General features: G+C 70.6%; 9 protein-coding genes. 1 reads left to right on the forward strand and 8 read right to left on the reverse strand.

The genetic code is table 11. The features are described 5' to 3' along the window. Positions 1-182 precede the first annotated feature (182 nt). The 8 genes from LO772_RS11565 to LO772_RS11600 all read right to left on the reverse strand — a co-directional run bounded on the left by LO772_RS11565 (position 183) and on the right by LO772_RS11600 (position 11,136). Positions 183-656, reverse strand: a complete 474-nt coding sequence (locus LO772_RS11565; protein ID WP_231778318.1) for a hypothetical protein — start codon at positions 654-656, stop codon at positions 183-185. Positions 657-688: 32 nt separating this feature from the next. Continuing rightward, a complete protein-coding gene (locus LO772_RS11570) occupies positions 689-1,168 on the reverse strand; it encodes a hypothetical protein (RefSeq protein WP_231778319.1) in 480 nt (159 codons plus the stop codon). 116 nt (positions 1,169-1,284) lie between these two features. Beyond that, complete coding sequence (locus LO772_RS11575; RefSeq protein WP_231778320.1) at positions 1,285-2,961, reverse strand: alpha/beta hydrolase; 1,677 nt, start codon at positions 2,959-2,961, stop codon at positions 1,285-1,287. 51 nt (positions 2,962-3,012) lie between these two features. After that, complete coding sequence (locus tag LO772_RS11580) at positions 3,013-3,702, reverse strand: hypothetical protein (protein ID WP_231778321.1); 690 nt, start codon at positions 3,700-3,702, stop codon at positions 3,013-3,015. Between the two features lie 152 nt (positions 3,703-3,854). Next, the gene (ilvC, locus tag LO772_RS11585; RefSeq protein WP_231778322.1) at positions 3,855-4,853 is read right to left on the reverse strand and encodes a ketol-acid reductoisomerase; all 999 of its coding nucleotides are present in this window, start codon (positions 4,851-4,853) and stop codon (positions 3,855-3,857) included. A 302-nt stretch (positions 4,854-5,155) separates the two neighbouring features. After that, positions 5,156-5,680 carry an acetolactate synthase small subunit gene (ilvN, locus tag LO772_RS11590; RefSeq protein WP_231778323.1) on the reverse strand — a complete coding sequence of 175 codons (525 nt, stop codon included), beginning with the start codon at positions 5,678-5,680 and terminating at the stop codon, positions 5,156-5,158. A gap of 30 nt (positions 5,681-5,710) precedes the next feature. Beyond that, the gene (locus LO772_RS11595) at positions 5,711-7,537 is read right to left on the reverse strand and encodes an acetolactate synthase large subunit (RefSeq protein ID WP_269453187.1); all 1,827 of its coding nucleotides are present in this window, start codon (positions 7,535-7,537) and stop codon (positions 5,711-5,713) included. A gap of 620 nt (positions 7,538-8,157) precedes the next feature. Continuing rightward, the gene (locus LO772_RS11600; RefSeq protein WP_231778325.1) at positions 8,158-11,136 is read right to left on the reverse strand and encodes a putative bifunctional diguanylate cyclase/phosphodiesterase; all 2,979 of its coding nucleotides are present in this window, start codon (positions 11,134-11,136) and stop codon (positions 8,158-8,160) included. A gap of 780 nt (positions 11,137-11,916) precedes the next feature. Between LO772_RS11600 and LO772_RS11605 the strand changes: the two genes are divergently transcribed. After that, the gene (locus tag LO772_RS11605) at positions 11,917-13,074 is read left to right on the forward strand and encodes a PQQ-dependent sugar dehydrogenase (RefSeq protein ID WP_231778326.1); all 1,158 of its coding nucleotides are present in this window, start codon (positions 11,917-11,919) and stop codon (positions 13,072-13,074) included. Positions 13,075-13,088: the final 14 nt, after the last annotated feature.

Below are 13,088 nucleotides of genomic sequence, written 5' to 3' on the forward strand. Positions count from 1 at the left end.
GGTCCGGAACGGGTCCGGTGCACCGGTCAGCTACACCGCCACCAGCATCGCGCCTGCGGGCGCCCCGTGACACGGGTCCACCCCTGCGAGTTCGATTCTTCCGTACTCGGACGCCGCGCGCTGCGGCGATCACCACAAGCGTGCGAATCGGTACGCGACGGCCCGCGTCGCGACCGCACAAGTCACCCGAGTATGTCGCGGATGCGGTCGAGGGAATCGAGGGAATGGGGTGCCGTCGGAATCCCCGGTCCCTCGTCCCTTGGCGGCACCGCGATGGCCGGCGTCTCGATGAGCACCGCGAGCGCGGTCGCCGGATGCGTTGAGCCCACTGCCACGTCGAAACCGGTACCGGGGTGCACACAGACCAGAAACGCGGTTCCGGTGTCCTCGCGCACGCGGAAGTCCCTGACCTCCCAATGCTGTTTGACGACCGTGTCGCGCAGCCGCCGCACCAGTGCGGCGTGCTCGGCGACCGGGACGTCCATGACCTGGGCGCCGACGGTGTAGGCGTGAACATCGGTGTCGAGCGTCCCGTCGGGCCGTTCGACAGGCGCGCCGACGATGCCGCGCCAAACGGGCACCCGGTCGGCCCCGAGCACATCACCGACGTAGTCCACGATCGGCCGCGCCGCGTCGGCGACTTCGTCACGGCTCATGGTTTGCGTCATTGTCCACTTCCTCGGGACCGCTACCAGGCCGCGATGTAGCAGGCCGGAACGACTGCGATACTCACCAACATTTTCCCGGCGTCCGCGCCGAACGAGACCGTCGTCTCCGCGGACACCCACAACCTCTGGTCATTCTTCTCCTTCGTTCCCCGACGAGCCGCGAGAGGATAGGGGGGGTCGTCGCTTTGTCGACGAGGCAACCATTCCCAGTCGTACCAGTCCTCATAGACCTTGTATCCTCTTTTTTCGAGATTTTCACGAAACTCACGAAAGAGAATATCCCGATCGCCCTGAGACATGGGCGCGGACGAGAACTCGAACTGTGAACGAGTGGTTGCCGCATTCGTCGGCGATGTGCTCGTCAGCTTGCAATCGTCGACCCTCTCGACGAATTCTTGCCCGGATATGGCGAATTCCGTTGTCCGCTGATAGCCGAGAGACGTCACACGCTCGGTGCCGCCCATCGCGTACGCCAGCATCTCCCAAGCTTCAGCGAGCACTTGCTCATGTGTGCGCTTCCGCAAATCCTTGAGGTCCTCGTCCTGCGGGTCAGTGAGCGCTGAACATCCGGAAAGCACAAGCGAGACGCACAAGACCAAGGAGGCCACCGCCCGGTTCAACGCGCTTCCCCCGCTCCTGCTGTGCTCTCGCGGGCGAGTTCCGCGTTGTCGTACTGACCGACGACGATGGCAGCCTGGTTGCGGATGGACTGGCTCTCCGGCTCCCAATAGCCGCTGTGACCGTCGGTGTCCACCTGGAGGCGGTTGGCGTCGTACCTGCTGTCCTGCGGCGCCGCACCCATCGGATATGCACCGCCGAACAGATCGCCGGCCTGCGGAAGGCGGGCCACCGGGTCGTTGCCGGCACTCTCCACCCACACGTGCCCGGCACCGATCCCGAGGTCGGCAGCGTGATCGGTACGCATTCCGGGGGAACCGGCGGCGACGATGTCATCGACGTCGAGGTGCTGCGTGGCGGCTGCCTCGCCCACGACGGTCGTACCGTAACTGTGGCCGATGACGGTGACCCGTCCCCGCTCCCCCTCATGGGTGACGCGCACTCCGTCGATGAACGAGTCGAGCGGAACGGCGGCCTGCTGCGCGCGTTCGGGAGTGGCGACGCTGGGACCGATCTCGGGCGCGTTGTAACCGAGCCATGTAACCACGGCCACGTCGCCCGCCTCCGGCGTCATCACATCCGAAGTGAACTGCAAACGTCGGGCACGGTCGATTTGATTGTTGACACCTTCCAGTGTCGTCGTGGTACCGGGAACCATGACCGCCGTATTCTTCGCGGTATCAGGGTTTCCCACCGCGACCGCGAATTTCCCTTCGCCCGAACTGTCAATGGCCATGACATAAAGAGGCGCCGCATTCGGATCAGCGGCATGGGCCTGGATGCTTCCTTGCAGCTTGACCAGGCCCTCGTAGTTCTTTCCCTCTTGCTCACTCAGGGACCCCTGACGGGCCTGTAGGTCGGCAACCGTACGAACGACCGTGATCTGGTTGGCCTGATCGCGGTCGACCACCGGTACGCCGTTCAATCCTCCGACCCTCTCCGGATAAGCCGCGATGAAGCTCTGCCGGTCGTTCTGGCTGAGGCTCGCCCACCAGGCGGCGACCGACTTGGGATCGGCGCCCGGCGGCGGGATCGCGGAGGCATCGGGGCCGCCCCGCATATCGATGGCCAGGCGCGAATGATCCGTGATGGCCGCCAGTTGTGTCGCGTCGTCGCCGATGGGGCCGGTCCGCGCGGCTTCGGCCATCTTCTGCAGCAGTGCGGCGAGTTGGGTGTCCGTCTCGGTCGCTGTTCGGAGCGCGCCGTCGATGCCCTGGCGAATGTCGTACGCCGTATTCCACTTGCCTGCCTGTGCCGCGTCGTAGGCCTGCCGCTCGGCGACCAGCGAGGGATCGGGAGGGGCCGTCGGCGACCACGTGACCGATCCGTCGTCCCTGACCGTCATCTCCTCGACGCGGGCCCGTTCGAGCACCGCGCGCAGGGCGTTTTGTGCCGCACGCAGAGTTTCGCCTGCCGACTCCAGTCCGGTCGCGATGTTGCGCGCCTCCGCTGACGAGAAGCGCAGGACGCCGCTTTGGGCGTCGATGCGCGTCAGCGCGCCGTCCGCCGCGACACCGCTCCACGAATTGCCATGATGCCGCTTCGCCGGCGCTTGCACGGTTCTCGCGTACTGCGCCTCGATCTCGTCGAGGTTTCCCGCCACCCGGCCCCATGTTTCGGCGGCGCTGTCGAACGCGTCGAAAATCGCGTCGCGCAGTTCCGGAAGCGTGACCAACCCCAGTACCCCCGTTTCGCTTTACCGGTGCTTCAGGCCGTGTCGACCGGATCAGGAAGCGACCGTGAAGGCGGCCGTGTTCGTTTGTTCCGTCGCGGTGTAGGCGGTGGCGTTGCCCGTCAGGTCGGTCACGACACCCGTTACCTGTTCCGCGACCCGGCGCAAGGAGGCGGCCCAGTCCTGACAGCAGGTGAGCAGCGCGGGGGCGGCCTGGAATCCGCGCATCTGCCCTGGGGTCACGTCGGCACACGTCTCCACCGAGGCGGGCAGAGGCACGAGCCGGTCCGCCACGGATCGCGCGGCCCCCGAGAGTGCCGCGAGTTCCTCGGGCGTGACCTTGACCTGGCTCGGCGCGGCAGGGACCGAGCGATCCGGCTGCTTCTCGTAGGTGGGCCGATAAAAGGGATCTTCGAAGAGTTCGGCGACGTCGTGGGCTCGGTCGTTGACCCAGCCGCCGACCCGCTCACCCCCGGCGGCGACCATCTCGGCGGCGTCAACAGCCGTGTCCACGACGCTGTCGGTGACCGCCTCGGCGCCGTCCGCCACCATGCCCGCGGCCTGATTCGCCTGGTCGGCGGTCCAGTCCGCCGCGTCCTGGGCCCTGTCGACCGTCCAGTCCTTCGCGGCCCCCGCTCCGTCCTTCGCCGCCTCGACACCGGCGTTCACAGCGGCGACCGTACCGTCTTTGGCGTCCTCCGCGAGATCGACGACGACGTCAATCGGGTTCGGCACCAGTCCCACAGCAGCTCCCCGTTGCGCTGGTCGGATTGTCTGACACAAGGTATCCGATGCGGCGTGAGTGCCATGTCCCCGCGGTGGAGACCTGGCGTCGGAACCCGAAAGCGCCCCGAGGCCGTGAGGGCTTCGGGGCGCTTTCGGGCGACGCGAGAGGGTCAGGCGTTGTCGTTGACCCAGCTCATCATCTTGCGGAGTTCCTTGCCGGTGGTCTCCAGCTTGTGGCCGGCGTCGGCCTTGACGTACTCCTTGTACTTCGGGAGGCCGGTCTTGTACTCCTCCATCCAGGCGCTCGCGAACGAACCGTCCTGGATCTCGGCGAGGACCCGCTTCATCTCCGCCTTCGTGTCGGCGGTGATGATGCGCGGGCCGGTGACGTAGTCGCCCCACTCGGCGGTCTCGGAGATCGACCAGCGCATCTTCTCCAGGCCGCCCTCGTACATGAGGTCGACGATGAGCTTCAGCTCGTGCAGGCACTCGAAGTACGCGATCTCGGGCTGGTAGCCCGCCTCGACCAGCGTCTCGAAACCGGCCTTGACCAGGGCGGACGTACCGCCGCAGAGGACCGCCTGCTCACCGAACAGGTCGGTCTCGGTCTCCTCGGTGAAGGTCGTCTTGATGACGCCGGCGCGGGTGCCGCCGATGCCCTTCGCGTACGACAGGGCGAGGTCGAACGCCTTGCCCGACGCGTCCTGCTCGACGGCGACGATGCACGGCACGCCGCGGCCCTCTTCGTACTGGCGGCGGACCAGGTGGCCCGGGCCCTTGGGGGCGACCAGCGCGACGTCGACGTTCGCGGGGGGCTTGATGAAGCCGAAGCGGATGTTGAAGCCGTGGCCGAAGAACAGCGCGTCGCCGTCCTTCAGGTGCGGCTCGATCGCCTCGGTGTAGACCTGCCCCTGGATCGGGTCCGGGGTCAGGATCATGATGACGTCCGCCTCGGCCGCGGCCTCCGAAGGCGTGACGACGCGAAGGCCGGCCTCCGCCGCCTTGGCGCGGCTCTTGGAGCCCTCCAGCAGGCCGACGCGCACATCGACACCGGAGTCGCGCAGCGACAGCGCGTGGGCGTGGCCCTGGCTGCCGTAGCCGATCACCGCGACCTTGCGGTTCTGGATGATGGACAGGTCGGCGTCGTCGTCGTAGAACAGCTCGGCCACTTCGGGTTTCTCCTTAAGACACGAATTGCGGGTCTCGACCCGGCGCCCATCCTCGCATCCGGCGGGGCGGGGCGGCTTCGGTGGGTTGCGGTGTGAGACGGCGTCGCGCGCGGCGCGTCCGAGGCGGTGCCCCACCGGGAGCCCCGGCGCGGCACCGCCGCCCATCACACCACAGGAGTCGGGCGGTGTACGCACGGCTCGGTCTCGTTTCGGCGCCCGGGCGCCCCGGCGCGTACGCGGGGAGCGGCGGGCGGCCGGCCCCGGGAGACGAGCGGGCGCCGGCCTCCGGCACAGAGGGACCGTCAGGCGCTGCGCTCGACCGGGCGCAGCGAGCGATCGGTGATCGAGCGGGCGCCGCGGCCAATGGCGACGACGCCGGACTGCACCAACTCCTTGACGCCGAACGGTTCGAGCATGCGCAGCATCGCGTCGAGCTTGTCGGCGCCGCCGGTCGCCTCGATGGTCACCGCGTCCGGCGAGACGTCGACCGTCTTGGCGCGGAAGAGCTGCACGATCTCGACGATCTGCGAGCGGGTCTCGTGGTCGGCGCGGACCTTGACGAGCAGCAGCTCGCGCTGCACGGACTGCGCCGGGTCCAGCTCGACGATCTTGAGCACGTTGACCAGCTTGTTGAGCTGCTTGGTGACCTGTTCGAGCGGCAGGTCCTCGACCGCGACCACGATGGTGATGCGCGAGATGTCCGGGTGCTCGGTGGTCCCGACGGCGAGCGAGTCGATGTTGAAGCCGCGGCGCGAGAAGAGTGCCGTGATGCGGGCCAGGACGCCCGGCTTGTTCTCGACGAGGACCGAGAGCGTGTGCTTGGACATGGTCTGATCAGCCTTCCCTGGGGTCCCCGGTCACTCTTCGCCGTCGCCGAAGTCCGGGCGCACGTCCCGGGCGGCCAGGATGTCGTCGTTGGACGTGCCGGCCGCGACCATCGGCCACACCATCGCGTCCTGGTGCACGACGAAGTCGACGACGACCGGCCGGTCGTTGATCTCCATCGCCTGCTTGATCGTCGCGTCCAGGTCGTCGGGGTTGTCGCAGCGCAGGCCCACGCAGCCCATCGCGTCCGCGAGTTTGACGAAGTCCGGGACGTGCTTGCTGTGCAGGTCGGTGTTGGAGTAGCGCTGGTTGTAGAACAGCGTCTGCCACTGCCGCACCATGCCGAGGCTGCCGTTGTTGATGACGGCGACCTTGATCGGGATGTCGTTGAGCGCGCAGGTGACCAGCTCCTGGTTGGTCATCTGGAAACAGCCGTCGCCGTCGATCGCCCACACCGTGGCGTCCGGCATGCCGGCCTTGGCGCCCATCGCGGCCGGGACGGAGTAGCCCATCGTGCCGGCGCCGCCCGAGTTGAGCCACGTGTACGGCTTCTCGTGCCGGACGTAGTGCGCGGACCACATCTGGTGCTGGCCGACGCCCGCCGCGAAGATGGTGTCGGGGCCGCTGATGGCGCTCAGCCGCTCGATGACCAACTGCGGTGACAGCGTGCCGTCTTCGGGCAGGTCGTAGCCCAGCGGGTAGCGCTCGCGCCAGTCGTTGAGCTGCGTCCACCAGCCCTCGTAGTCGCCGCGCCGGCCGGCGTCGTGCTCGGCCTGGACCGCGACCACGAGGTCGGCGATCACCTCGCGGGCGTCGCCGACGATCGGCACGTCCGCGACACGGTTCTTGGAGATCTCGGCGGGGTCGATGTCGGCGTGCACGATGGTCGCGTTGGGCGCGAAGGTGTCGAGCCTGCCGGTGACGCGGTCGTCGAAGCGCGCGCCCAGCGAGACGATCAGGTCGGCCCGCTGGAGGGCGGTGACCGCGGCGACGGTGCCGTGCATGCCGGGCATGCCGAGGTGCTGCGGGTGGCTGTCGGGGAACGCGCCGAGGGCCATCAGCGTCGTGATGACCGGAGCGCCCGTCAGTTCGGCGAGGACGCGCAGCTCGGCCGACGCGTGCGCCTTGAGGACGCCGCCGCCGACGTACAGCACCGGCTGCCGGGACTCGGACAGCAGGCGGGCCGCCTCGCGGATCTGCTTGGCGTGCGGGCGGGTCACCGGGCGGTAGCCGGGCAGCTCGGGGGTGCCGGGGGCCCAGGAGAACTCGGTGCGGGCCTGGAGCGCGTCCTTGGAGATGTCGACGAGGACGGGGCCCGGTCGGCCGGTGGACGCGACGTGGAACGCCGCGGCGATCGTGGGCGCGATCTCGGCGGGGTCGGTCACCAGGAAGTTGTGCTTGGTGATCGGCATCGTGATGCCGCAGATGTCCGCCTCCTGGAAGGCGTCCGTCCCGATCGAGCCGCTGGCCACCTGGCCGGTGATGGCGACGATCGGCACGGAGTCCATGTGCGCGTCGGCGATCGGCGTCACCAGGTTCGTCGCGCCGGGGCCGGACGTGGCCATGCAGACTCCGACGCGGCCGGTGGCCTGGGCGTAACCCTCGGCCGCGTGGCCGGCGCCCTGCTCGTGGCGGACGAGGATGTGCCGGACCTTCGTCGAGTCGAGGAGCGGGTCGTACGCCGGGAGGATCGCTCCTCCGGGAATGCCGAAGACGGTGTCTACGCCGGCGGCTTCCAGGGAGCGGATCAGCGCCTGTGCTCCTGTCACCTGCTCAGTCATGGGCTTTTCTCTTCTCGATCGCGGTCGGCATCTCGTGGCGGGCGGGCGACGGCGTTCCCGTGTCTGCCTCCGGTCCATCGCAACAAAAAACCCCTCGTGCCGTGAGGCATGCGAGGGGAGGCGCGTGGGCTGTGGGTGCTCAGCTCACGCGCGCCGTTACTACGAGGATGCGGGTCTGCATGCGACGACCTTTCCCCCGAGCATGGTCGCGTGTCAAGCGGCACCCCATCGGGTCTCAGCATGCGGACCGCGGGTGACCGAGGGGTGGCGGACGGCCGGTGAGCGGGCCAAACGCGCGGCCCGGGGCCGGGCCCGGCGCGCGGGCGACGGGCGGAGCGAGCACCGCGGGTGGACGCGTCGGGGTGGACGCGGCGCGGCCGGCGGGTGAGGCAGCGCGCGGGCGGGGGACGAGCGGATGCGCGGGCCGCGGCCGGGACGCCGGGCAGCGACGGGCGGCCTGTCGCCCACCGATGGGCGAGGCGGCGAGTCCGGGCGGGTGGGCTGTAGGCGGCGCGAGGGCGTGCGTTGGGCGCGAGGCGGGGCAGGGGTGCGCGGTCGTGCGGCTGCGCCGGTCGGGGGCGGGGCAGGGGTGCGCGGTCGTGCGGCTGCGCCGGTCAGGGGCGTGGCACGGGTCCGCGGTCGTGCGGGTGCGCGCGCCGGTCGGGAGGTAGGGCAGGGCGGGTGGGCGACGGGGGTTTTCACACGGGTGGGCGCTGGAGGGGGACCGCGGGTGGGCGGCCGGCGGGGTCGGGGGCGGTGCCGGGGTCGCGGTCCCGGGGGGCGAGCGTGCCGGGGCCGTCGAGGTCGCGGATATCGCCGGGCGGGGATCCCGCCGAGGCGGCCGATCCGGTGGCCCGGGGCAATCCCGCGGAACCCGTCGGGGCGGGTGCGGCAGCCCCCGGGGATCCCACCGGACGGCGCTCGCCCGGATCGTCGGCCTCCGCGGCGCCGTGGTCGGCCGGACCGCGTACGAGGCGGCGGTGTGCCGCGCCGCCGTCGGTCTCCGGCCGGGGGAACGCGTCCGGCGTCCGCGCCGCGGGGGCCTCGTCGTCCCGGGTGCCGCGTTCCCGCAGGCGGCCGGGGCCCAGCGCGCGCGGCACGTCCTCCTCGGGCAGCGGACCGGCGAACAACCGGCCTTGTCCGCGCTGGCAGCCCATGTCCCGCAGGAGCGCGGCCTGTTCGGGGGTGTCCACGCCCGCCGCGACGAGAGTGAGGCCGATGTCGAGGCCGAGGCGGACGATCGTGGAGGTGAGCGCGGTCAGATTCGGGCAGGTTCCGATCTCGGCGACGAATGACCGGTCGATCTTGAGCATGTCGATGGGCATGCGCCGCAGGTAGGCCAGCGACGAGTGGCCGGTGCCGAAGTCGGCGACGGACAGGCGGACACCGAGCCGCTTGAGGGCCAGCATCGTGTCCATCAGCGCGTCCGCGCCCTCGCCGCGCGCGTCTTCGGTGATCTCCAGGGCCAACGCCGCCGGCGGCAGCGCCGAGCGCCGCAGCACCGCGTCGACCACTTCGACGAAATCCGGGCCGGTCAACTGCCCGGCCGGCAGGCTCACGCTCGCCCCGACGTCGTGGCCCGCGGCACGCCACAGCGACACCTGGTCGGCGACCTCCTCCAGGATCCAGCGGCCCAGGGGCATCGCCTCGTCCGCTCCGCCGGACACGCGCAGGAACTCCGTGGCGCCGACCGGCTCGTCGCCGTCCTCGCGGCGCCGCAGCATGGCCTCGACATCGCGGACGCGCCCGGTCTCCAGCTCCACGATCGGCTGGTAGAAGACCGCGAGCCGCTTCTCGTGCAGCGCACGGCGCTGGCGCGCGGCCTGTTCGACGCGGCGGACGGCGTCGACGTGCATCTGCGGCGCGTACACCTCGACGCGGCCCTTGCCGCGCGACTTGGCGCGGTACATCGCCAGGTCCGCGTTGCGCATCAGCTCGGCGGGGCCGATACCGGCCGTCGAGAACGCGATGCCGATCGACGCCGCGACCCGCAGGTCCTGGTCGTTGATGCGGTACGGCGCGGACAGCGTCGCCAGCAGGCGTTCGGCGATCTCCCGGATGGCCTCCGGCGAGGCGTCCCCGACCAGCAGCGCGGCGAACTCGTCGCCGCCGAAACGCGCGACGGTGTCGCCGGCGCGCACCGCGTGTTCGAGCCGCCGCGCGGCCTGCACCAGCAGTTCGTCGCCGACCGCGTGGCCGCCCGCGTCGTTGACCGCCTTGAAGCCGTCGAGGTCGAGGAACAGCACCGCGACCGTCGGCGTCTCGCCGCGGCGTTGCGCCAGTGCGTGCTGGATGCGGTCCTCGAACAGCGCGCGGTTGGGCAGGTCGGTCAGCCGGTCGTGGAAGGCGTCGTGTTCGAGTTGCGCCTGAAGCCGCACGCGGTCGGTGACGTCGCGGCTGTTGAGGATGATGCCGTCGCCGTACCGGTTGACCGCGGACTCGGTGTGCAGCCAGGCGCCGTCGGCGGACCGGACGCGGCACTCGATGCGCGTCATCGCGGGGCGGCCGGCCTCGTCCAGGAAGCGCCGCAAGTCACTGCGCACGTGCGCGACATCGTCGGGGTGGATCAGCAACTCCAGGCGGCTGCCGAGTAGTTCCTCGGGTTCGAAGCCGTAGACCCGGCGCACGGCGTGGCTCACGTACTCCAGCACGCCGTCGTCGGCGGCGATCATGATGACGTCGCTTGACCCTTGGACGAGGGACCGGAAGTGGCTTTCCTTGACCCGGAGTTCCTGGGCCATCAGGACGTTGTCGACGAGGGTGATGCCCTGGCGTACGACCAGCACGACGAGCACCGAGCCGCCCGCGAAGAGCACCACGGGGTCGGGCTGCCGGCCCGCCACCGCGTCGCCGAGCACGCCCGCGGTGCACACCGCCGCGGCGATGTAGGGGGTGAGCGCGGACAGTATCGAGACCGTCCGGTGCCCTCCCGGGTCGGCCGCGGGCCGGTCGGGGGCGCCCATCCAGGGCGCGAGGGCGAGCAGCACGCTGCCGGCGAACCATCCCGCGTCCAGCATGCCGCCGGAGCGGTAGCCGCCGTGCACCCCCGGGGCCGTCCACAGGGCGTCGCTGACGACCGTGATCGCGAGCGCCACCAGGGCGAAGTTGAGGGCGACGCGGTCGCCGCCGTCGGGGCGGAACCGCAGCCCGAGCACCATGCTGACGAGCAGGATGTCCATGACCGGGTACGCGAGCGTCAGCGCGATCGACAGGGCGTCGGCCGGGTCGCCGTCGGCCGCCCGGGCCAGGGCCGTGCTCCAGCCGAGCGTGAAGAGCGAGCCGGCGATGAGCCAGCCGTCCAGCACCAGGCACGACCACGCGGCGGGGCCCTTGGGGCGTTGCGCGACCAACAGCAGGCCGGCGATCGCGGGCGGCGCGAAGAAGAGGAAGAACCAATCGGCCACTCCGGGGCTGGGCACGTCGCTGTCGAGGACGACCTCGTACCAGCCCCAGATGGCGTTGCCGATCGCGACCATGCACGCGGAGGTGCCGAGCATCGCCCACGACAGCCCGCTGCTGCCGCGCAGCTGCACGGCGCGGACGAGGCAGGAGACACCGGCCGTCGCCGCCGCGAGGGCCAGCCCGAAATCGCCCATGGTGAGCGAGACGGTGTGGTCACCCCAGCCCAGGACCGCGCCGACGGCGTAGACGAGGCACAGCGGGGCAGCGACGGACAAGGCGCATCGCCTGGTGCGGGTTCCGGACAAGGTCAGCGGTCACGCCCGCTCGGAGCGCCCGCCACGGGCCGCTCTTCCCAGCCACCGGCAGGCATCGACGCGGTGGTCCCCCGGCATTGACGACTCCCCTCCCGGCCGGGTGCCCCCGGCCGTGGCGCAGAACTGACGGCGGATGGCCACCGACAGCGGTGGTGTGGTGCGTACGGGACGTTCGAAACAGGGCCGCCGCAGGGCCAGTTGCCCGCCCAGGCCGAGTCCTGCGTGCGAACTGCCGCGGCGCCTCACACGATTCGGACGATACACCAGTTCCGTCACTGTGCGCTTGGATATCAAGACTCAGAGTGACCAACTTTCACCAGCAACAAGCGTGGTTCCCGTGAAGATGTGCCGAAGTGGGTAGTAAATGCCGTCAAGTTCGACAGTTGAGGAATACCGGGGCACTACGACCGATCAACTCCGCGCAGAACATGAGACTTTCGGACGCGAGTTCGACACCGAGGGGTGCGCGGGGTCGAACGCCCGTACCGCGCGCGCTCTCCCACCCCCGGAGCGGCCCGCGCGATTTCCGGCCCGCCGACGATGACGCCGCATCGCGGTCCGTACCCGGCCCGTACCGCCGCGGACGAAAGGCGCCGGACGAGGGTGGCGCCGCGCTCGTCCGGGAACTTTAGGGTTCGCGGTGTACGTCGTCGGGTCGGTGGCCCGGCGTTCCGGGTGCGAGCGCGCTGGCGCGGTGAGGTGGGTGGACGCGTGGTCCGAGGCAGTCTGTGGAGAAGACGCGTGGGCGGGTTCGCCGCCACCGCGGTGTTCGTCGCGGGCCTGGTGGCGTGTAGCGACGACTCCGGAAGCGATGCCGCGCCCGCCGGTTCGCCGTCGGCACCCTCCGGCCCCCCGGCCGCGCCCGGGACCCCGCCCGGGGGCTCCGCGGCACCGTCCGCCGCCCCGACGGCACCCGGGGTGCCGTCGGTGACCGTGGCCGGCGACGTCGTCACGGGCCTGGACTCGCCTTGGGGCATCGCGCCCCTGCCGGACGGCGACACCCTGGTCACGTCGCGCGACACCGGAACCGTCTCGCGCTTCGGCCCCGGCACGAACGGCGTGGTCGAGGTCGGCCGCGTGCCCGGCTCGGAACACCGCGGCGAGGGCGGCCTGCTCGGGCTCGCGCTGTCGCCGGGCTTCGCGCAGGACGGCTGGGTGTACTTCTTCACCACGACCGCCGACGACAACCGCATCCTGCGCATGAAGTACGCCCGCGACACCGGCCTGACCTCCCCCGAGGTCCTGCTGACCGGCATCCCGGCGGGCACCAACCACGACGGCGGGCGGATCGCCTTCGGCCCGGACGGCATGCTCTATGCCGGCACGGGCGAGGCGAACGACAAACCGCTGGCACAGGACGTCGGCTCGCTCGGCGGCAAGATCCTGCGGCTCACCCCCGACGGCAAGCCCGCCCCGGGCAACCCGTTCCCGGATTCGCCCGTCTACAGCCTCGGGCACCGCAACGTGCAGGGACTCGCGTGGGATTCGGCCGGGCGCCTGTGGGCCTCCGAGTTCGGCCAGAACAAGTTCGACGAGATCAACCTCATCACCCCGGGCGCGAACTACGGCTGGCCCGAGGTCGAGGGCCGGGCCGGGAACCCGAAGTACGTCGACCCGCTCATCGAGTGGCCGACCGACGAGGCGTCGCCCAGCGGCATCGCCATCGTCGACGACGTCATCTACGTCGCGTGCCTCAAGGGCTCGCGCGTCTGGCAGGTGCCGATCGAGGGCACGCGACTGGGCACCGCGACGTCGGTCCTGCAAGGCACGTACGGCCGCCTGCGCACGGTGCTGCCGGCGCCCGGAGGCGGCGGCCTGTGGGTCTCCACCAGCAACACCGACGGACGCGGCACGGTCCGAGACGGGGACGACCGCATCCTCGACGTCAAACTCGGCTGACGCGCGCACACCGC

It is taken from the genome of Yinghuangia sp. ASG 101 (assembly GCF_021165735.1).
In the GTDB taxonomy this organism is placed as follows: domain Bacteria; phylum Actinomycetota; class Actinomycetes; order Streptomycetales; family Streptomycetaceae; genus Yinghuangia.